Source organism: Aeromonas sp. S11(2024), assembly GCF_041402345.1.
GTDB classification, from domain to species: Bacteria; Pseudomonadota; Gammaproteobacteria; order Enterobacterales; family Aeromonadaceae; genus Aeromonas; species Aeromonas veronii.
Map to the genome: position 1 here is coordinate 1 of NZ_JBGLRC010000040.1, position 20201 is coordinate 20201.

The 20201-nt window shown below is 60.8% G+C and carries 15 protein-coding genes; 8 read left to right on the forward strand and 7 right to left on the reverse strand.

What is annotated here, in order from left to right:
- Window positions 1-144 precede the first annotated feature (144 nt).
- From ACB040_RS19845 to nadK, 6 genes are all read right to left on the reverse strand, one after another.
- Window positions 145-1509 carry an efflux transporter outer membrane subunit gene (locus ACB040_RS19845; protein WP_259583724.1) on the reverse strand — a complete coding sequence of 455 codons (1365 nt, stop codon included), beginning with the start codon at window positions 1507-1509 and terminating at the stop codon, window positions 145-147.
- 2 nt (window positions 1510-1511) lie between these two features.
- Window positions 1512-3485, reverse strand: coding sequence for a MacB family efflux pump subunit (locus ACB040_RS19850; RefSeq protein ID WP_335854339.1), 1974 nt, complete (start codon window positions 3483-3485; stop codon window positions 1512-1514).
- Entirely contained in the window at window positions 3482-4645 is a 1164-nt protein-coding gene (gene macA, locus ACB040_RS19855; RefSeq protein ID WP_043818653.1) for a macrolide transporter subunit MacA, read from the reverse strand. Before macA ends, ACB040_RS19850 begins: the two co-directional genes overlap by 4 nt.
- Window positions 4646-4895: 250 nt before the next feature.
- Window positions 4896-5786, reverse strand: coding sequence for a manganese-dependent inorganic pyrophosphatase (locus ACB040_RS19860; protein ID WP_335818071.1), 891 nt, complete (start codon window positions 5784-5786; stop codon window positions 4896-4898).
- A gap of 327 nt (window positions 5787-6113) precedes the next feature.
- The gene (gene recN, locus ACB040_RS19865) at window positions 6114-7778 is read right to left on the reverse strand and encodes a DNA repair protein RecN (protein WP_371156199.1); all 1665 of its coding nucleotides are present in this window, start codon (window positions 7776-7778) and stop codon (window positions 6114-6116) included.
- A gap of 230 nt (window positions 7779-8008) precedes the next feature.
- On the reverse strand, window positions 8009-8893 hold the full coding sequence (gene nadK / locus ACB040_RS19870; RefSeq protein ID WP_005338038.1) for an NAD(+) kinase: 885 nt from the start codon (window positions 8891-8893) through the stop codon (window positions 8009-8011).
- Window positions 8894-9184: 291 nt separating this feature from the next.
- On the opposite strand from nadK, the gene grpE reads away from it, so the two are divergent.
- From grpE to ACB040_RS19910, 8 genes are all read left to right on the forward strand, one after another.
- On the forward strand, window positions 9185-9760 hold the full coding sequence (gene grpE / locus ACB040_RS19875) for a nucleotide exchange factor GrpE (protein WP_259583720.1): 576 nt from the start codon (window positions 9185-9187) through the stop codon (window positions 9758-9760).
- A gap of 297 nt (window positions 9761-10057) precedes the next feature.
- The gene (gene dnaK / locus ACB040_RS19880; protein ID WP_371156202.1) at window positions 10058-11986 is read left to right on the forward strand and encodes a molecular chaperone DnaK; all 1929 of its coding nucleotides are present in this window, start codon (window positions 10058-10060) and stop codon (window positions 11984-11986) included.
- Between the two features lie 101 nt (window positions 11987-12087).
- Window positions 12088-13230 (forward strand): molecular chaperone DnaJ, encoded by a 1143-nt coding sequence (gene dnaJ / locus ACB040_RS19885; RefSeq protein ID WP_005338032.1) that lies wholly within the window; start codon window positions 12088-12090, stop codon window positions 13228-13230.
- A gap of 263 nt (window positions 13231-13493) precedes the next feature.
- A complete protein-coding gene (locus ACB040_RS19890) occupies window positions 13494-14999 on the forward strand; it encodes a carbohydrate porin (RefSeq protein ID WP_205758789.1) in 1506 nt (501 codons plus the stop codon).
- A gap of 115 nt (window positions 15000-15114) precedes the next feature.
- Window positions 15115-16071, forward strand: coding sequence for an aminoimidazole riboside kinase (locus ACB040_RS19895; protein WP_371156205.1), 957 nt, complete (start codon window positions 15115-15117; stop codon window positions 16069-16071).
- Between the two features lie 83 nt (window positions 16072-16154).
- Complete coding sequence (locus ACB040_RS19900) at window positions 16155-17519, forward strand: sucrose-specific PTS transporter subunit IIBC (protein ID WP_042657031.1); 1365 nt, start codon at window positions 16155-16157, stop codon at window positions 17517-17519.
- Entirely contained in the window at window positions 17519-18934 is a 1416-nt protein-coding gene (locus tag ACB040_RS19905) for a glycoside hydrolase family 32 protein (protein WP_371156207.1), read from the forward strand. The genes ACB040_RS19900 and ACB040_RS19905 overlap by 1 nt, the downstream gene beginning before the upstream one ends.
- 27 nt (window positions 18935-18961) lie before the next feature.
- Window positions 18962-19972, forward strand: coding sequence for a LacI family DNA-binding transcriptional regulator (locus tag ACB040_RS19910; protein WP_371156209.1), 1011 nt, complete (start codon window positions 18962-18964; stop codon window positions 19970-19972).
- 66 nt (window positions 19973-20038) lie between these two features.
- Here ACB040_RS19910 and ACB040_RS19915 read toward each other — a convergent pair.
- Window positions 20039-20201: integrase core domain-containing protein (locus tag ACB040_RS19915; RefSeq protein WP_371156211.1), on the reverse strand; the 163-nt coding region annotated here is incomplete at its 5' end.

A 20201-nucleotide genomic window follows, 5' to 3' on the forward strand; every position in this document is an offset into this window, starting at 1 on the left:
CATACGGTGACTCCAGATAACACGGTAGGGGTACCGTTTTGTTATCCGGTTTGAAGCCGTATGACCACTCCCTTTTGTGGGCAACTGTCAGGTGAATACCATCTCCATACATACAGGCAGAGTGGGGAATAGCCAGGTGAAGCGCTATCGGGGCGTCACACTATCGCTGCCACCCAGGGCGCGATAGATTTTGGCTGTGGTGGTGAGCTGCTCTTTTTGCTGGGCCAGCAGGCTCTGCTGGGCATCCCACAGTCGGTTCTGCTCATCAAGCCAGGCTTGCACGCCGGTCGCACCCGCCTGGAAGCGAGCCTTGGCCAGTCGTTCGGCCTCCTGGGCATAACTCAGTTGTTCCTGCAGATAATCGAGTCGCTGCTGGCCATAGTGGCGTGCGGCCAGATTGTCTTCCACCTCCACCAGTGCGGTGTAGAGCTGTTTGCGAAACTCGGTTTCAGCAATCTGGTAATCCAGCTCTGAGCTTTCGATGGCGAGCTGGGTGCGGTTGTATTCAAGGAAGGGGAGGGCGAGGCTGGCTCCCAGCGTACCTACCGGATTTTGCAGCACCTGCGCCAATCTATCGGATGCGGTGCTGGCGCTGCCAGTCAGGGTCAGGCTGGGGTAGAAGCTGGTGCGGATCTCGTCCCCCTTTGCCAGCGTCTTGCGCAGCCGCAATTCGGCCGCTTTGACATCGGGGCGGCGAGCCAGCACATCGGCTGGAATACCCACTGCAAGTTCAGGAATGGTCTGCTTTGCAAGGGAAGCGGGTGCATACTCCAGCGACCCGCTGCTGCGGCCCAGCAACAGACGCAGGGCATTGCGAGCTTGCTCCTGCTGCGCCTTGAGGGAGGCCAGCTCAGCCTGTTTTCCGGCCAACTGTTGGCGTGCCTGCGCCAGATCGAGTCGGGTAATGGCGCCTGCCTGGTATTTGGTCTGGGTCAGCTGCTCGGTACGGGTCAGGTTGGCCAGCTGCTGTTCTCCGAGTGCGATGGCAGAGCCGAGATAGCCGAGCTGCCAATACTGCTCCAGGGTATTGCCGATCAGCAGGAGTCGGGTGCTGGCGAGATCTTGCTCGCTTGCCGCCGCCTCCCAGCTTGCCTGATCCCGCACCGAGGCGAGCTTGCCCCACAAATCTACTTCGTAACTGAGGCTCAGCGAGGGACCCAGACTGTTGGTGCCTTTGCCGGTTTTCAGATCCTTGTTGCCGCTGGCGGCGATAGTGCCATTGACCGAAGGCGTGAGGTTGGTATCGGCCTGCTCGGCGCCCAGTCGGGCGCTTTTGAGCTTGAGGGCCGCCACACGCATGTCCGGGTTGGCGGCCAGTACCGCGTCGACCAGTTTGTCGAGCTGGGGATCATGAAATTCCCGCCACCAGGGGCCTGCCTGCGCAGCCAGTTGGGCGCCCTCTGCCTGTTGCCATGTGGGGGCGATCGCCAGCTCGGGTCTTTGATAGGTGCTGTGCTGACTGCAGCCGCTGAGGGCCATGCAGAGAGCCAGCCAGGAGAGTTTGTGCATTGTTATTCCCTCGCCAGTGCGACAACAGGGTCGAGCCGCGCCGCATTGCGTGCCGGCAGGTAACCAAACAGGATCCCGATGAGTGACGAGCAGCCAAAGGCCATCAGGATGGAGAAGAGCGAGAACTGCATCTTGATGGAATCCACCAGCAGTGAAAAGAGTGCACCAATGCCTAGCGAGAGGCCGACGCCGAAGATCCCCCCCAGTAGGCTGACCATTACAGCTTCAATCAGAAATTGCTGCAGGATATCCGACTGGCGGGCGCCCACGGCCATACGAATGCCGATCTCGCGGGTGCGCTCCACCACCGACACCAGCATGATGTTCATCACGCCCACCCCGCCGACGATCAGCGAGATCACCGCGATGGCCGAGACCATCAGGGTCATGGTGGCCGTGGTTTTCTCTACCGATTTGATGATGCTGTCGCTGCTGAAGGTGAAGAAATCCTTCACCCCGTGACGCTTGGTGATCAACTCGATCACCGCCTGCTCGGCCAGTGCCGGTTGTACCCCGTCTTTGACCCGGATGGTGATCTGGCTGAAGTGGTGCTGCGAGATGAGGCGACTCATCACCGCGCTGTAGGGCAGCCAGATATTGACCGACTGGCTGGTGGGGCCGAAGCCGGTCTCCTGCGAAACCACACCGACAATCCGCACCGGCAAGGTACCGACCAATACCACCTTGCCGACCGGCTCCTCCTTGCCAAGCAGGCTGGTGATGCTCTTCTTGTCCACCACGGCAACGGCGGCACGCTGCTGGATATCCTGCCACTCCAGTAAGCGACCACTGACCAGCGTCATCCCCTTCACCTTGAAATAGTCGTTACCGACCCCGGTCACATTGCCGCTGTTGGTCTTGTTGCGGTAGCGCAACTGCCCTGAGCTGCCGATCTCGGGGCTGGCGCCCGCAAGATAGGGCTGCCCCAGCAGGGCATCGAGATCCCCCTTGTTGAGGGTCTGGATGCTGGCCATCTTCTCATCGCCCCATCCCTTGCCCGGGAAGATTTCGATGGTGTTGGTGCCCATCGCATTGATCTGGTCGATCACCTTGGCGCGCGCGCCCTGACCAAGAGCGACCACGCTCACCACGGCGGCGATGCCGATGATGATGCCGAGCATGGTGAGGAAGGTGCGCATCCGGTGGGCGAGCATGGCATGCATCGCCATCCGTCCCGCTTCCCGATAGCGATCCCAGTCGTGACCCATGGCGCCTTTAGTGGGCACTATTTTTTGATGGGTTGTGGCGGTGGCTGGAGCCAACACGGCCGTTTGGCTGGGGCCGCTATCTTGTTCAATCCGACCATCCTTGAGAGTGATGATCCGGTCGGCATGGCTGGCCACGTTCATATCGTGGGTGACCAGAATGATGGTGTGGCCCTGAGCGTGCAGCTCCTTGAGGATCGCCATCACCTCCTTGCCGCTCTGGCTATCCAGTGCGCCGGTCGGTTCATCGGCGAGGATCACTTCGCCGCCATTGGCCAGCGCCCGGGCGATACTGACCCGCTGCTGCTGACCGCCGGAGAGCTGACCCGGTGTATGGTGGCTGCGATCGGCCAGCCCCAGTCTGCTCAGTAGCTGACGCGCGCGCGCCTGGCGATCCGGGCGGCTGGTGCCGGCATAGACAGCCGGGATCTCCACGTTGGCGGCGGCATCGAGATGGGGCAGCAGGTGGTAGCGCTGAAAGATAAAGCCGAAGTGGTGGCAGCGCAGCCGGGCCAGCGCCAACGCATCCATGGTCGCGGTGTCCTGACCGCGAAACAGATACTGGCCGCCGCTCGGGCTATCGAGACAACCCAGCAGATTCATCAGGGTCGACTTGCCGGAGCCGGACGCGCCGACAATGGCGATCATCTCTCCTGCCGAGATGGTGAGATCAAGAGGGTGGAGCACGGTGACTTCGCTGTCGCCGCTCTGGTAGCGTCGCTCGACCCCTTTCAGCTGGATCAACGGCAGCTGGTTCAGGGGCTCACTCATAGCATCACCGCCATCTCATCATTGTCGGCGGGGGCTCCGTGATTGAGCTGCACCTCCTCCTTCTCACTCAGCCCGCTGATCACCTCAATGCGGATCTCGTCCTTCATACCGGTCTTGATATGACGGGTTTCGGTTGTCTCATCGTCCTTGATCACGGTGACTTCATACTCGTTGTCACCCAACGACTTGCCGAGGGCGGTTTGCGGCACAGTGAGCACCTGCTTGCGCTCGCCGAGCACAATGGTCACCTGGGTGGTCATTGCCACCCGCAGGGTATGGTCGGGATTGGGTACATCGAACAGGGCGTAGTAGTAGACAGCCGCATTGCTGGTGGTGGTACCTGTGGTGGCCTGATCGTTGATGTTGGTAGGCGCTAACTCCACGGCGCGAAGCGTACCCTGATAGCGGGTATCCGGATCGCCAATGAGGGTGAAGTAGACTGGCATGCCGGCTTTGACCTTGGTGACATCGGCTTCGGAGATCTGAGCCTTGACTGTCATGGTCTCGAGGTTGGCCAGCTTGAGCACGGTCGGCACCGTCTGGCTGGCTGCCAGGGTCTGGCCCTGACGGGTCACAATGCTGATGACGGTGCCATCCATCGGCGCCAGGATCTTGGTATAGCCCAGCTCGGTCTTGGCCCGATCAACCTTGATCAGGGCATTGTCGATATTGGCCTGACTGTTTTGCAGTTCGGCGCGGGTGACCGCCAGCAGTGCCTCGGCACTCTCCAGATCGGCCCGTGAGCTCGCCTCCTGCTTGAACATCTGCTGCTGGCGCCGCCAGGCGAGCTCGTTCTGTTTGAGTTGTGCCTGCTTGATCTTGAGCTGGGCGCGGTTGCTGGCAAGCTCCGCCTCGGCCGTCTTGAGGTTGTTCTGGGCAATCAGGGGATCAATCTCGGCCAGCAGGTCTCCCTGCTTGACCTGATCACCAGCCTCGACGGCCAGCTTGGTAACCTGACCGGAGACCTGGGCCCCCACATCCACCTGTTCTACGGCCTGCAGCACACCACTGGCCAGCACGGTCTGGGCGATATCCTCGCGGGTCACTTGAGCGGTCAGCATCGCCTTGGGTGGTTGACTGGGCCAGAGCAGCCAGCCGAGGAGCACCACGGCGATCAGCATGGTGATGGCCAGGGTTCTCTGCTTGGGGGTTATGTTCATCGATCACCTGAATGGAAACGGAAAAGGTTGTGCGCGGCGATTATCCTGCAGCAAAGCCCTGATAAATAACAGCCGCAAATATGTAAGCAAAGTTATGGCGTTAACTGTCAATAAGCCGTGAAAGGAGTAAGCGAGAGACCGCAGTGGTGAGCAAGATGGTCAGCAAGAGGATAGGGAGTGCCGCTGGCGGTGGCGATGAAAAAGCCCTGCGCAGAGGCAGGGCTTTGGAATAGGTAATGGCGAGGGAGGATCAGGCCTTGGCCAGCAGATCCATCACCCAGGGCAGACCCTGCTTCTTGCGGCTGACAAAGCCCGGGTGGTAGCTGGACTCGGCCGGTACTTTGGCGTGCTCGGTAAAGTAGATACGGCTGGCAGCAGCAGTCAGGTCAGTCACCATCAGCACGAAGAAGTCGAGCCCTTCGCTCGCCACGCGCTGGGCCATCTCCTGCTGCAGGGCTGGCAGGTGCTCGGCCAGCTGCTGTTCGCTGCCCACTTCGATCTGGCTCATGATGAAGTTGCAACCTTCCGCCTGGAATGCCTTCTCATCCTGCTGCAGCAGTTGAGCCGGAGTCAGGCCGCTCAGGTCGGTTTTCGCCATCAGCAGCTGTTGGCCGAATTCGGCCAGCGATACTTCGGCCAGCGGTGCCAGACGCTCACAAGCGATCTTGTCCTGCTCGGTGGTGGTCGGCGAGGTGAGACAGAGGGTGTCGCTCATGATGGCGCCCAGCATCAGGCGAGCCTGGCTGCGGGTCACAGTGCCTTGCTGGCTCAGCAGATCGAAGGCGATGGTGCAGGTGCAGCCGACGGCACGGATCCAGGCATCCAGCGGAGACTGGGTGACCAGGGTACCGAGACGGTGGTGATCCACCAGACCCAGTACATTGGCTTGTGCCAGTGTGGCAGGACCCTGTTCCAGATCACTGAAATCCACCAGCCAGACATTTTCACCGGTCAGATCTTTGGTCAGCAACTCGGGTTCGCTGACGCCAGCCTGCTCCAGAATAAAACGGGTTTCGGTGCGCAGGTCACCCAGACGCCATGGGGTGGCCTGACGGCCCTGGCCATTGAGCCAGTCGGTGATAACCAGCGCACTGCAGATACTGTCGCTATCAGGATTCTTGTGACCAAAAACGTGGATCATAGACAAAGCCTCACAATTGGATACCCATAAAGGGGGGCAACACTATGCGAAATGCGCCACATGAAGGCAACCGGATCCACGCCCATGTTGCTGCCAGCTTCGCCTAACTCGCCATTTTATTGATCTGGGTCGGTAATCCTGACGCGAGTTCGGTTCTCACAGTTGGCTATTGGCTATTGGCTATTGGCTATTGGCTATTGGCTATTGGCTATTGGCTATTGGCTATTGCTGACTGTGCAGGCCATGGCACTCGTCCGTGCCTGCGCAGTCAGCATGTTTTGTCAGCCCTGTCAGTCGCCATCCTGCAAATCGGCGTTTTGGCCTGATTCAACGGCGCAGCAGCTCGCGAGCATTGGCCAGGGTGTTGTCGGTGATCTGGTCGCCACCGAGCAGGCGTGCCAGCTCATTGAGGCGGGCATTTTGGTCGAGTGCATCCATCCGGGTTTCGGTGGTTTTGCCATCGGTATGCTTGCTCACCACCATATGCTGGTGGCCGTTGCCAGCCACCTGAGGCAAGTGAGTGACCACCATCACCTGAGTGGACTCGCCGAGCTGGCGCAGCAGGCGACCCACCACGGCGGCAGTCGGGCCGCTGATCCCCACATCCACCTCATCGAAAATCAGGGTCGGGGTGGAGATCTTGCGGGCGCTGATCACCACGATGGCGAGACTGATGCGCGACAGTTCACCGCCTGAGGCCACCTTGCCAAGCGGCTGGATCGGTTGGCCAGGGTTGGTGGTGACCATAAATTCCACCCGATCTATACCCAGCGGAGAGAGGCTGCTCTGGGCATCGGGGCGCACCTCGATGGCAAAGCGGCCATCGGGCATCGCCAGTTCGTGCATGCTGCTGGTCACCTTGGCGCCCAGCTCCTGGGCGTAACGCTGACGGCTCTGATTCAGGGCTTCGGCGGCTTGGACAAAAGCCTGACGGGCCTCGGCCAGCTCATCTTCCATCCCCTCTAACCGTTCTTCATCGGAGTTGAGGCGAGCGAGATCAGAGGCCAGCTCCTGATGGTACTGAGCCAGATCTGCCGGTTTGACGTGGTGCTTGCGGGCCAGATTGATCGCCTTGGAGAGGCGGGCCTCCAGCTCGTTAAAACGCTCGGGATCCAGTTCCAGCCGATCGAGGTAGCTACGTAGTTCGCTGTGACTCTCCTGCACCCCGATCAGTGCTTCGTTCAGCATCTCCAGTACCGGGGTGAGGCGGCTGTCCATGCTGACCAGCCCCTCGGCCCGATCGACGGCCGATTGCAGCAGCCCTGCAATAGTGGTCTCTTCGTTGTCATAGAGCAGATCGAGGCAAGCCCCGCACTCCTGCATCAGCTCGGTGCCGTTGGCCAGACGCTGGTGCTCCTCTTCTATCTCTTCGAACTCCCCCGGCTGCAGGGCGAATTCGTCCAGCTCCTGCACCTGATACTCGATCAGCTGGCGACGGGCCTCTCGCTGCTGCTGCTCGGCTTTGAGCCGGTTCAGTTCGTTTTGTAGTTGGCGCCACTGCTGATAGTGCTGGCGGACCTCGTCGAGCAGCAGATGGTGACCGGCATAACCGTCGAGCAGAGCGAGCTGGTAGTCGGGTTTGAGCAGCATTTGGTGGGCATGCTGACCGTGTACGTTGACCAGCAGTTGGCCCAGATTCTTGAGCTGGGTAAGAGGGACAGGCACGCCGTTGATATAGCTGCGTGAGCGCCCCTCGGCGGAGATGACTCGCCGGACGATACACTCACCTTCGTTTTCCAGCTCGTTGGTGGCGAGCCAAGCGCGGGCGGCCGGGTTGTTGTCCAGCAGGAAGCGGGCGCTGACCTCGCTTTTGGCGCTATCGGGTCGCACCATGCCGGCTTCGGCCCGCTCTCCGAGACAGAGACCGAGAGCATCGATGGCGATGGATTTACCGGCACCGGTCTCACCTGTGATACAGGTCATGCCCGGTTGCAGATCGAGTTCGAGAAACTTGACGATAGCGAAGTTGTTGACGGTCAGCTGGGTCAGCATGGTCTCATCCTGTATAGGTCAACATTACTGTGTATGTATCCAGTATATACTGGTCTTATATACAGTAAAGAGGGCACCGTCATTTTTAACAAAGGAAAGCCGCGCCAGTGCGGTATGGCTATGAAAATGCGGTACTGGTATGAGAGTGCAAGGGACGTTGCTACGACAGAAATGAGAAAGGCGCCAATTCAGGCGCCCTCTCTGGCAATGCCGTTGTCGGTCAGCGCCGATTAAAACAGCTTGCTGCCCCAGCCGAGCTTGTTGCGCAGCACGTGGAAGTAGCTGTAGTCGAGCGGGTGAACCAGATGAAGCTGGTGGTGGCTCTTCTTGATGAGGATCTCGTCCCCCGGGTGGACCGCCAGCGTCACCTGACCGTCACAGCTGACCTGCATGGCATCGTCCTGATTATCCGGCGAGACCAGCAGCCGTACTTCGCTGTCGGCATCGAGTACGATGGGGCGACTGCTGAGGGTATGCGGGAACATCGGCACCAGCGTGATGGCGTTGAGCTTGGGGGTGAGGATGGCGCCGCCAGCCGACAGGGAGTAGGCGGTCGAGCCGGTCGGGGTGGCCACTATGATGCCGTCCGAACGCTGGCTATACATAAAGCTGCCATCGATATAGACCTCGAACTCGATCATGTGGGCGATCTTGCCCGGATGCAGCACTGCTTCATTCACCGCCAGATTGCTCGACTTGCGCTCGCCGTGGCGATAGACCGAAGCCTCCAGCAGGAAGCGGTGTTCGCTCTTGTAGTGACCGGAAAGCACCTGCTCCAGTGGAAGCAGGTAATCCTGCGGCGAGAGGTCGGTCAGAAAGCCGAGGTTGCCCCGGTTCACCCCGATCACCGCCACATCGAAGCGCGACAGCACTCGCGCCGCCCCCAGCATGTTGCCGTCACCGCCCACCACGATGGCGAGATCGGCCTGCTGGCCCAGTTGCACCAGATCCATCACGTTTTCATCGAGGATGCTCAGGGTCTGGGCGACCCGGCTCTCCACCAGTACCCGAAAGCCGCGGGCGGTCAGGTATTGATGCAGGCCGGTCAGCGTCTGGTTGGCCCCCTCATGGTGGGGTTTGCCAATCAGGGCGATGGTTTTGAACGGAGAATCCATAGTCAGTCAGATCTGGGATGGGTATTGCGGGCCAGTATACAGTGCTTTGCTCCGCTTGTGACGCTCTCCCGTGTGACGGGGCTGGCTATCCCCTTGAGGCTACTGGTTAAACGGTGAGCGGCAACCCGGATAAACCGCCGGTTGCGGCTATTCAGCAACCCAGATAGCCCTTTACCCCTTGAAAGCCGGGGATGCATCCCCATAATAGCGCCAACATAGTCGGTCTGTTGTCGTCCGGTCGCTCAACCAGACGTCAGGGCCCTCATAAGTAACCCCGGAATTGGAGATGTCATGAACCACGAAGAGCAAAAGGTTGAAGCGATGGAGCAAGTGGAAGCCCAGCCAGTCGAGCCGACCGATGTAGACAGTGAAGTGACAGCCGAGCAGGCCCGCATTGCCGAACTGGAATCGCAGCTGGAAACCGCCATCCAAAAAGCGGCGGAAGAGCGTGAACGCGCCCTGCGTACCGCCGCCGAGATGGAGAACCTGCGCCGTCGTACCGAGCTGGATGTGGAGAAGGCGCACAAATTCGCTCTGGAGAAGTTCGCCAATGAACTGCTGCCGGTGCTGGACAACCTTGAGCGTGCCATCGAACTGGCCGACAAGGAGAACGAAGCCCTCAAGCCGATGATCGAAGGTGTCGAGCTGACCCTGAAATCCATGCAGAGCGGCGTGGCCAAGTTTGGTCTGGTGGCGCTCGACCCGATCAACCAGCCGTTTGACCCCAACGCCCATCAGGCGATGAGCATGGTACCGAGTGCCGATGTGGCCCCGAACACCGTCATTGCAGTGATGCAGAAGGGCTATGACCTCAACGGTCGGGTGATCCGTCCGGCCATGGTGATGATCGCCAAAGCGGTCGACTGATTGGCTGTGGGTGCCCGAGCCCGCCCCGTGGCGGGCTTTTTGTTTCGCAGTGCAGCACCTGTTCATCTTGCCCGGTTTACGGCTCAACGTGACCGCGCAACCATGACAGAGGGTGTGGTTTTTTAGGGTTGGGGCTTGAAGCTGCGTCTGGCGACCCCATATAGGTAGCAAGGCCGCGGCGGCACAAAAAATTTGATGCCGGGAGCTTGAAAGCCAGATTGGCAGCCCCCACCTAGCCGTTAACGCATTAAGGCGAGTTCCTCGCCAGTTTATTCAAAGTATTTGGAGATTCGTCAAATGGGTAAAATCATCGGTATTGACCTGGGTACTACCAACTCCTGCGTCGCTATTCTGGATGGCGACACTGCTCGCGTGATCGAGAACGCAGAAGGCGATCGTACTACTCCGTCCATCATTGCCTATGCCGATGATGGCGAGATCCTGGTTGGTCAGCCGGCCAAGCGTCAGGCCATCACCAACCCGAAAAACACCCTGTTCGCCATCAAGCGTCTGATTGGTCGTCGTTTTGAAGATGAAGAAGTGCAGCGTGACCTGAAAATCATGCCGTACGCCATCGCCAAAGCTGACAACGGCGACGCCTGGGTTGAAGTCAAGGGCAAGAAAATGGCACCGCCGCAGATCTCTGCCGAAGTGCTGAAAAAGATGAAAAAGACCGCCGAAGACTATCTGGGTGAGTCGGTAACCGAAGCAGTCATCACTGTTCCGGCCTACTTCAACGACGCCCAGCGTCAGGCTACCAAGGATGCCGGTCGCATCGCCGGTCTGGATGTAAAACGCATCATCAACGAACCGACTGCAGCTGCTTTCGCTTACGGCGTGAACAAGGTCAAGGGCGAGCGCAAGGTTGCCGTATATGACCTGGGTGGCGGTACTTTCGATATCTCCATCATCGAGATCGACGAAGTTGAAGGCGAAACCACCTTCGAAGTACTGGCGACCAACGGTAACACCCACCTGGGTGGTGAAGACTTCGACAACCGCGTCATCAACTATCTGGTAGACGAGTTCAAGCGTGAGCAGGGCATCGACCTGCGCAACGACCAGCTGGCTCTGCAGCGTCTGAAAGATGCCGCCGAGAAAGCCAAAATCGAGCTCTCTTCTGCCCAGCAGACCGACGTCAACCTGCCGTACATCACTGCAGATGCCACTGGTCCGAAGCACATGAACATCAAGGTAACCCGCGCCAAGCTGGAATCCCTGGTGGAAGACATGGTGAAGGACTCTCTGGAGCCGGTTCGTGTCGCCCTGAAAGACTCCGGTCTGGCAGTTGGCGAGATCGACGACGTGATCCTGGTTGGTGGTCAGACCCGTATGCCGCTGGTTCAGAAGACCGTTGCCGAGTTCTTTGGCAAAGAGCCGCGTAAAGACGTCAACCCGGACGAAGCCGTGGCCATGGGTGCTGCCATCCAGGGCGCCGTACTGTCCGGTGACAAGACCGACGTACTGCTGCTGGATGTCACCCCGCTCTCCCTGGGTATCGAAACCATGGGTAGCGTGATGACTGCGCTGATCGAGAAGAACACCACCATTCCGACCAAGAAGTCCCAGGTGTTCTCCACTGCCGAAGACAACCAGTCTGCCGTGACCATTCACGTGCTGCAGGGTGAGCGCAAGCGCGCCAGCGACAACAAGTCTCTGGGCCAGTTCAACTTGGAAGGCATCCGTCCGGCACCGCGTGGTCTGCCGCAGATCGAAGTGACCTTCGACATCGATGCCAACGGTATCCTGCACGTCTCTGCGAAAGACAAAGAGACCAACAAAGAGCAGAAGATCACCATCCAGGCCTCCTCTGGTCTGTCTGATGACGAGATCGAGCGCATGGTACGCGAAGCCGAAGCCAACGCGGCCGAGGACAAGAAGTTTGAAGAGCTGGTACAGGCTCGCAACCAGGCTGATGGTCTGGTCCACTCCGTACGCAAGCAGATCACCGAAGCCGGTGAAGCCCTGCCTGCCGACGACAAGACCAAGATCGAAGCCGCTCTGAGCGAGCTGGAAGCGGCCATCAAGGGTGACGACAAGGCTGCCATCGAAGCCAAACAGCAGGCTCTGCTGGAAGCGTCCCAGAAGCTGATGGAAATTGCCCAGCAGCAGGCTCAGGCCCAGGGTGCAGCCGGTGCTGATGCCGGTCAGTCCTCCTCTTCTGCCAAGGCTGACGACGACGTAGTCGACGCCGAGTTCGAAGAAGTGAAAGACGACAAGAAGTAAGCCCTACCCAGATGGGCGGAGTCCGCTTCGCCCATCGGCTTGGTCAATGAATTCACGGGCGTTGGGTAACCAACGCCCGTCTGCGTAACCACAGGATGAGTATGTCGAAGCGCGATTTCTACGAAGTACTGGGTGTGGCGAAAGATGCCGACGATCGCGAGATCAAGAAGGCGTACAAGCGCCTGGCTATGAAGTATCACCCGGATCGTAATCAGGGTGATGCCGCATCCGAAGAGAAGTTCAAAGAGGTCAAGGAAGCCTACGAGGTCCTGACCGATGCCAACCTGCGTGCCCGTTACGACCAGTACGGCCATGCCGGTGTCGACCCGAGCCAGGGTGGCGGTGGCCACGGTGGCTTTGGCGGCGGTGCCGACTTCGCCGACATGTTTGGTGACGTATTCGGTGACATCTTCGGCGGTGGCCGTGGTGGTGCTCGTCGTGGCCCGGCCCGTGGCTCCGACCTGCGTTACACCATGGAGCTGACGCTGGAAGAGGCGGTACGCGGGGTCTCCAAGGAGATCAAGGTGCCAACTCTGGTTCACTGCGAAGTCTGTAACGGCTCCGGTGCCCACACCGGCAGCAGTGCCCAGACCTGCCCGACCTGCCACGGCTCCGGCCAGGTGCAGATGCGTCAGGGCTTCTTCGCGGTGCAGCAGGCGTGCCCACACTGTCACGGCCGCGGCAAGATCATCAAGGATCCGTGCCGCAAGTGCCACGGTGAAGGTCGCTACCAGCGCACCAAGACCCTGTCGGTGAAAATTCCGGCGGGCGTCGATACCGGCGATCGCATCCGTCTCTCCGGCGAAGGGGAAGCGGGGGAAGCAGGGGCACCGGCAGGGGATCTCTACGTACAGGTGCACGTCAAAGAGCACGAGATCTTCGTGCGTGACGGCAACAACCTCTACTGCGAAGTGCCCATCAGCTTCACCGCAGCTGCCCTGGGTGGCGAGATTGAAGTGCCGACCCTGGATGGCCGCGTCAAGCTCAAGGTCACTCCGGAGACCCAGACTGGCAAGATGTTCCGCATGCGTGGCAAGGGCGTGAAGTCAGTACGCTCCGGTCAGGTAGGGGATCTGATGTGCAAGGTAGTGATCGAGACGCCGGTCAACCTCACCGAGCAGCAGAAAGAGCTGCTGCGCCAGCTGGACGAGTCGTTCAGCGGTGCCGCTGCCAAGACCCACAAGCCGAAATCGGAAGGCTTCTTCGAAGGGGTGAAACGCTTCTTCGACGATCTGACCAGCTGATTTCAGCCACCCGAATAAACAGAGCCGGCCTTGTGCCGGCTCTTTTTTGCCCGCCGTTTAGCCAGGATCCGCCCTATTGAGTGGATCCTGATGAGGGATCCTCCTCACAACTCCCGCCAATTCCTGCTGTACAAATGTTATCCCGCTCACACTGTTGCTGAAACGGTTTAGTTGCTGTATTGAGTTGGCTAAAGCGGTTTAGCTATGCTCCGTCTGTCGATAACAACAGCGCCCGTCCGGGCCACAGATGACAGGTGAGGAAGATGATGATGTTCAAGAGCAAGTTGGCGCTGGCGGTAGCGCTGGGATTGGGGATGAGCAGCCCGCTGTGGGCGGCGCAGGCGAGTATCGCAGGTGAGAGTGTCGAGGCCAGACTGGCGGCGCTGGAGGCACGGGTACAGGCGGCCGAAGCGAGAGCCGAGGCAGCAGAGAGCCGTGCCAGTCAGGCGGAAGTGAAAGCGAGCGCGGCGAGCGAGCAGGCGCAGGTGGCCAACAACCGCAGCCAGAAGGTGGATGAGAAGACCGCTGGTGCCCAGGGCTTCGAGTTTCACGGCTATGCCCGCTCGGGCCTCCTGGTCAACGGCAATGGCAACGGCGGGCGTGGCGGCCCCTACATCACGCCAGCCGGTTCGGTAGGCGGAGCTGTTGGTCGCCTTGGCAACGAGGATGACACCTACATGGAGGCCAACCTGCTGAAAACCCAGACCTTCGAGGATGGCAGCTGGGCCCGCTACAAGCTGATGCTGGCAGACGGGGTGGAGACCAGCAACGACTGGACCGCCAGCGATTCGAGCCTCAATACCCGTCAGGTGTTTGCCGAGATCGGCAATCTGGCGAGCTTCGACGGCCCCTTCAAGAATGCGGTGCTGTGGGCGGGCAAGCGCTTTGACCGCGACAACTTCGACATCCACTGGCTCGATTCTGACGTGGTGTTCCTGGCCGGTACCGGCGGCGGCGTTTATGACGTGCAGCTGGCCGACAGCTGGAAGGCCAACTTCTCTCTCTATGGCCGTGATTACGGCGACATCAGCGCCAGCGGTCTCTCCGATATCGAGAGCTACATCCTCACCATGAACAACCGTGTCGGCAACTGGCAGTGGATGATGAACGGCCTCTCGGCCAAGGACAATGACGCCCGCATCAATGACAAGGGGACGGGCAGCGAGGCGGCGGACAAGGGGGCACACACCCTGTTGGCCTACCACGGCGAGAGCTTCTTTGGCATCAACCCCGGTTTTGCCAAGGCGGCGGTGTTGTATGGTCATGGGCTGGGGGCCGAGGTCAAGGGGCTGGGCTCTGACAGCGAGCTGTTGCCGGACGCCGATGCAGTGCGGGTCGCCGTGTTTGGCGCCACCGATCTCAACTCGCGCTGGCGTTTTGCCCCGGCCCTGCTGGCCGAGCAGAGTCAGGATCGCTACGTGAAAGGGGACGAGTACCGCTGGCTCACCTTCAATACCCGGGTGGCGCAGGTGCTGAGCCAGAACGTGGAGCTGGTCTACGAGGCGGCCTGGCAGTACATGGATCTCGATCCCAAGGGCTACAAGGGACGCCAGGCGGTGAACGGCAATTTCACCAAGCTCACCTTCGCCCCCACCTTCAAGGCGCAGACCGCCGGTTTCTTCGAGCGGCCTGAGCTTAGGGTGTTCGCCAGCTGGATGGACTGGTCCTCCGAGCTCGACAATTACGCCAGCGACGATGCCATGGGCCAGAGCAACTTCACCGCCGGTGGCGAGTGGAACTTTGGTGTGCAGATGGAAACCTGGTTCTAGTTCGTTATCCCGATCACAAAAATGGCAGCCGGTGCCGAGATCTGTTGGTTGGCTAAAACGGTTTAGCTGATAATGCCAGCCAACAGAACAGAGTTCGGGTTTGACCGTGGATCCGATGCAGCAGTGGAGTAGCAAGGTGACGAATCGTGTGTGGGTAATGGGGGATGCGGTGGTGGACTTGATCCCGGAAGGGGCGTTGCACTACCTCAAGTGTCCGGGTGGTGCGCCCGCCAATGTGGCGGTTGGTGTGGCACGGCTGGGTGGCGATGCGGCCTTTATCGGCCGGGTCGGTGCCGATCCGTTCGGCCGCTTTATGGCCGACACCTTGCGCGGGGAGGGGGTGGATATCGGTGCGCTGCGGCTCGATCCAGACCATCGCACCTCTACCGTGCTGGTGGCACTGGATGACGAGGGGGAGCGCAGCTTCACCTTTATGGTGCGCCCCAGTGCCGACCAGTTCCTCACCCCAAATGAGTTGCCCCGCTTCGATGCCGGTCAGTGGTTGCTGACTTGCTCCATCGCGCTAGCCAACGAGCCGGTGCGCACCAGCTGCCTGCAGGCCATGGCAGCCATCAAGGCGGAAGGCGGGCGAGTCTGCTTCGACCCCAACCTGCGCCCCGAGGTGTGGGGCAACCCCGCCGAGATGCTGCCGCTGGTGCGTCAGGCCATTGCGCAGGCGGATGTGGTCAAGCTCTCCATCGAGGAGCTGCAACTGCTGAGCGGCGAGGATGATCTGGCTGCCGGGCTCGCTACGCTCTCTGGCCCGGCGCTGGTGCTGGTGACCAGAGGAGCGGCCGGGGTAGTGGCTCGCCTTGATGGCGAGTTGCTGGAGTGGGTGGGGCAGAAAGTGACGCCCATCGACACCACGGGGGCGGGGGATGCCTTCGTCGCCGGTCTGCTGGCGGCGCTGGCCGGGCGCTCGTCGCTGCCGACGCTGGCCGAGTTGCCCGCCATTCTGGCGCAGGCCCACGGCTGCGGGGCGCTCGCCACCACCGCCAAGGGGGCCATGACGGCGCTGCCGACCCGCACCGAACTGGATGCCTTTTTGCGATCAGGCGCAAGCGGCTGTTGAGCTGAGGCTAGAAGCCCGGCTCGACAGCCCCTACTCTCATGTGACAAGGGCCCGCCAGCGTGGCGGGTCATAAGAGGAAGAATATGAATATCAGTGCGATAGCCAAGGATCTGGTGCCCCTGCTCGGGGGCAAGGAGAACATCGTCAGCGCTGCCCACTGCGCCACCCGGCTGCGGCTGGTGTTGGCCGATGACAGCAAGGTAAACAAGGCCGCCATCGACAAGCTGGAGGGGGTCAAGGGGTGCTTTAGCAACGCGGGCCAAATTCAGGTGATCTTCGGCACCGGTCTGGTCAACAAGGTCTATGCGGAGTTTGTGGCGCTGACCGGTACCGGCACCGCCAGCAAGGCTGAGTTGACCGACATGGCGGCGGCCAAGCTCAACGTGGCCCAGCGGTTGGCGCGAACCCTCTCCAACATCTTCGTGCCGATCATTCCGGCCATCGTCGCCTCGGGTCTGCTGATGGGGCTGCTTGGCATGGTGCGCACCTACGGTTGGGTCAATGCCGACAGCGCCCTGTTTGTGATGCTCGACATGTTCAGCTCGGCGGCCTTTATCATATTGCCCATTCTGATCGGCTTTACGGCGGCGCGGGAGTTTGGCGGCAATCCGTACCTCGGGGCGACCCTCGGTGGCATCCTCACCCACCCGGCGTTGACCAACGCCTGGGGCGTGGCCGGTGGCTTCAAGACCATGGATTTCTTCGGACTGGATGTGGCGATGATCGGCTATCAGGGCACCGTCTTCCCGGTGCTCTTGGCGGTCTGGTTTATGTCCCATCTGGAGAAACAGCTGCGCAAGCGCATTCCGGATGCGCTGGATCTGATCCTCACGCCGTTTCTCACCGTCATCATCACCGGTTTCGTGGCGCTGCTCTTTATCGGCCCGGCGGGTCGGGTGCTGGGGGATGGCATCTCGTTCGGTCTGAGCGCCCTCTATGAGCAGGCGGGCTGGCTGGCGGGGCTGGTGTTTGGCGGCACTTACTCGCTTATCGTCATCACCGGCATCCACCACAGCTTCCACGCCATCGAGGCGGGGTTGTTGGCCAATCCGCAAATTGGCGTCAATTTCCTGCTGCCCATCTGGGCCATGGCCAACGTGGCACAGGGCGGGGCTTGCCTCGCGGTCTATTTCAAGACCCGCGACGTGAAGATCAAGGCCATTACCGTGCCGGCTGCCATGTCCTGCCTGCTGGGTATCACCGAGGCTGCCATCTTCGGCGTCAACCTGCGCTATATCAAACCCTTCCTTGCCGGTCTGTTTGGCGGGGCCTGCGGCGGCGCCTACGTGGTGGCGGCCAAGGTGGGGATGACGGCGGTGGGGCTGACCGGTATTCCCGGCATGGCCATCGTCCAGCCCATGAGCCTTATTCATTACATCATCGGGTTGGTGATCGCCTTTGGCGCCGCCTTCGCCGCATCCTACCTGCTCAAGTACAAGGTGGAGTGATGAAGGAAAGCGATTTTCTCAACCAGATTGTCCGGTCGTTGCTGGCCGGACAGCTCAAGGCGGCGGCCGATCCCCATCGGCCCCGCTGGCATCTGGCAGCCCCGGTGGGGCTGCTCAACGATCCCAACGGCTTTATCGAGCACTACGGGCGCTACCACCTCTTCTACCAGTGGAACCCGCTTGGCTGCGAGCACCGCAACAAGGGCTGGGGCCATGTCACCTCCACCGATCTGCTGCATTGGCAGCACGAGCCCATCGCCTTGCTGCCCACCGAAGCCTATGAGAGCCACGGCTGCTATTCGGGCTCTGCGGTGAGCGACGAGCAGGGGCGTCTGACCCTTATCTACACCGGCAATGTCAAATACCCGGATGGCAGCCGCACCGCCTATCAGTGTCTGGCCCGGGCCGACGGTGAGGGGGGCTTCGAGAAGCTGGGGCCCGTGTTGGATCTGCCCGAAGGCTACAGCGGCCATGTGCGCGACCCCAAGGTGTGGCACGACGGCAAACAGTGGCTGATGGTGCTGGGAGCGCGCACCCTGGATGACAAGGGGGAAGTGCTGCTCTATCGCGGCGAGACCCTGCAAAGCTGGCAGCGGGTGGGCCCCATCGCCGGTAGCGGGCGAGGAGGGCTGGGTGAGTTTGGCTATATGTGGGAGTGCCCGGATCTCTTCCCGCTTGGGGATCTCCATGTGTTGATCAGCTGCCCGCAGGGGATTGCCCCGGCAGGCGAGGATTATCGCAACCTCTACCAGTGCGGCTGGCTGGCGGGCAACTTCGACGGCGAGCACTTCGGGCACGGGGCTTTCCACGAGCTGGATCGGGGCTTCGAGTTCTATGCCCCCCAGACCACTCTGGATAGCCAGGGTCGGCGCTTGCTGTTTGGCTGGCTGGGTCTGCCGGAGGAGAACGAGATGAGCCAACCTACTGTCGCTCACGGCTGGATCCACCAGATGAGCTGCCCGCGGGAGCTGTTCTGGCAGGATGAGTGGCTCTGCCAGCGACCGGTGGCGGAGCTGGCGGCATTGAAGGGAGAGCTGACCCGCTTCGAGGGGACGCTTGGCGAGTTTCCGGGGTTGGCCATCGACTCGGCCTGGCTCGATCTGGATCTCTGCGGTGAGGGGAGCCTCTGGTTCGGCGCCGTGGCCGAGCTGGTGTGGCAGCCGGGGCGCATCACCTTGCGGCGCCAGAACTGGCAGAGCGGGGTGTGGGAGACCCGCAGCAGCCCATGGGCTGGCGGGCGGATCACCGTCCTGTGTGATCGCTCCAGTCTGGAGTGTTTCATCGATGAGGGTCGTCACAGCCTGTCGGCGCGCTACTTCCCAGGGGAAAAGCCGCAACTTTCATCAGGTAACGGCGATGATGGCTGCAAAATTTGCCTCAATCACTGGCCGCTGTCGGCGTGCCTAGTACAATAGCCCGGTTCTAGTCAGCCGGGAGGCCAGGTGGAGAAGAAGAAACGGATCACGATTGCCCAGATCGCCGAACTGGCGGGGGTGTCCAAGGCGACTGCCAGTCTGGTGCTCAACGGGAAGAGTGCGGAGTACCGCATTGCCGACGATACCCGCAAGCGTATTCAGGCGGTGGCGGAGGAGTGTCACTACCTGCCGAGCTTTCATGCCCGCTCCCTGCGTGAGACCCGCAGCTACACCTGGGGGCTGGTGATCCCCGATCTCACCAACTTCGGTTTTGCCCGCATCGCCCGCGCCCTCGAGGCCCACTGCCGGGAGGCGGGTATCCAGCTGCTGATCGCCTGCTCCGAGGATGATCCCGCCCTCGAGCAGCGGGTGGTGGATAACCTCATCAGCCGCCAGGTGGATGGGCTGATTGTCGCCTCCAGCGGCCACAGCGATGACATCTATGCCCGCATTCACGACCGCCTGCCGGTGGTGCAGCTCGACCGCCATATTGGCGAGTCGCGCCTGCCCATGGTGATCTCCGATGCCTGCAAGGCCACCGCCGAGCTGGTGCGGGACATGGCCAGCGAGTGCGGCGAGGAGATCTACTACTTCGGCGGCCTGCTGGATCTCTCCCCCAGTCGTCACCGGCTGGCGGGCTATGAGCTGGGGCTCCATCGCGCCGGTTTTGAAGCCGATGTAGCCCGGGTGCGTCATCGCGACTATCAGCCGAGCTCCGGTTATCAGCTGATGGCCGAGCTGGTGGCCGAGCTGGGAGCGCCTCCCAGGGGGCTCTTTACCGCCTCTTTTACACTGCTGGAAGGGGTGCTGCGCTACCTCAACGAGGCGGGGCTGATGGAGACAGGGATGCGCCTGTGTACCTTCGATGATCACGACCTGCTCGACTGCATTCCCATGCGCATCGACTCGGTGGCGCAGGATTGTCCGGCGCTGGCCCTCGCCGCTTTCGAGCTGATGCAGCAACTGATTGCGGGCAATCCCCCGGCGCAGACTGCCCAGGTGATCACCCCCAAGGTGCGCTGGCGCAGTCGCCGCTAGCCACTCTTCGCCCATCCTGTCTAGTCCTGAAATAGGTTTACACATTTTCAACTAGCATTTCTCTACTCAGAACCCCCTATGTACCGCATCGGGGGTTCTGTATTTCAACGCATGATGAGGCCGCTCCGCGTTGTAAATATCCACCGCTTCACGCACCATTTCCCGCGCTTGCGTCAAATCCTGCGGGCTTTGCAGCAATAACTCTCCTTTCAAAATCCCGTTCACCCGC

Coding starts and splice junctions, on each gene's coding strand:
- ACB040_RS19845 (WP_259583724.1), bottom strand. CDS start 1,509: ATGCACAAACTCTCCTGGCTGGCTCTCTGCATGGCCCTCAGCGGCTGC.
- ACB040_RS19850 (WP_335854339.1), bottom strand. CDS start 3,485: ATGAGTGAGCCCCTGAACCAGCTGCCGTTGATCCAGCTGAAAGGGGTC.
- macA (WP_043818653.1), bottom strand. CDS start 4,645: ATGAACATAACCCCCAAGCAGAGAACCCTGGCCATCACCATGCTGATC.
- ACB040_RS19860 (WP_335818071.1), bottom strand. CDS start 5,786: ATGATCCACGTTTTTGGTCACAAGAATCCTGATAGCGACAGTATCTGC.
- recN (WP_371156199.1), bottom strand. CDS start 7,778: ATGCTGACCCAGCTGACCGTCAACAACTTCGCTATCGTCAAGTTTCTC.
- nadK (WP_005338038.1), bottom strand. CDS start 8,893: ATGGATTCTCCGTTCAAAACCATCGCCCTGATTGGCAAACCCCACCAT.
- grpE (WP_259583720.1), top strand. CDS start 9,185: ATGAACCACGAAGAGCAAAAGGTTGAAGCGATGGAGCAAGTGGAAGCC.
- dnaK (WP_371156202.1), top strand. CDS start 10,058: ATGGGTAAAATCATCGGTATTGACCTGGGTACTACCAACTCCTGCGTC.
- dnaJ (WP_005338032.1), top strand. CDS start 12,088: ATGTCGAAGCGCGATTTCTACGAAGTACTGGGTGTGGCGAAAGATGCC.
- ACB040_RS19890 (WP_205758789.1), top strand. CDS start 13,494: ATGATGATGTTCAAGAGCAAGTTGGCGCTGGCGGTAGCGCTGGGATTG.
- ACB040_RS19895 (WP_371156205.1), top strand. CDS start 15,115: ATGCAGCAGTGGAGTAGCAAGGTGACGAATCGTGTGTGGGTAATGGGG.
- ACB040_RS19900 (WP_042657031.1), top strand. CDS start 16,155: ATGAATATCAGTGCGATAGCCAAGGATCTGGTGCCCCTGCTCGGGGGC.
- ACB040_RS19905 (WP_371156207.1), top strand. CDS start 17,519: ATGAAGGAAAGCGATTTTCTCAACCAGATTGTCCGGTCGTTGCTGGCC.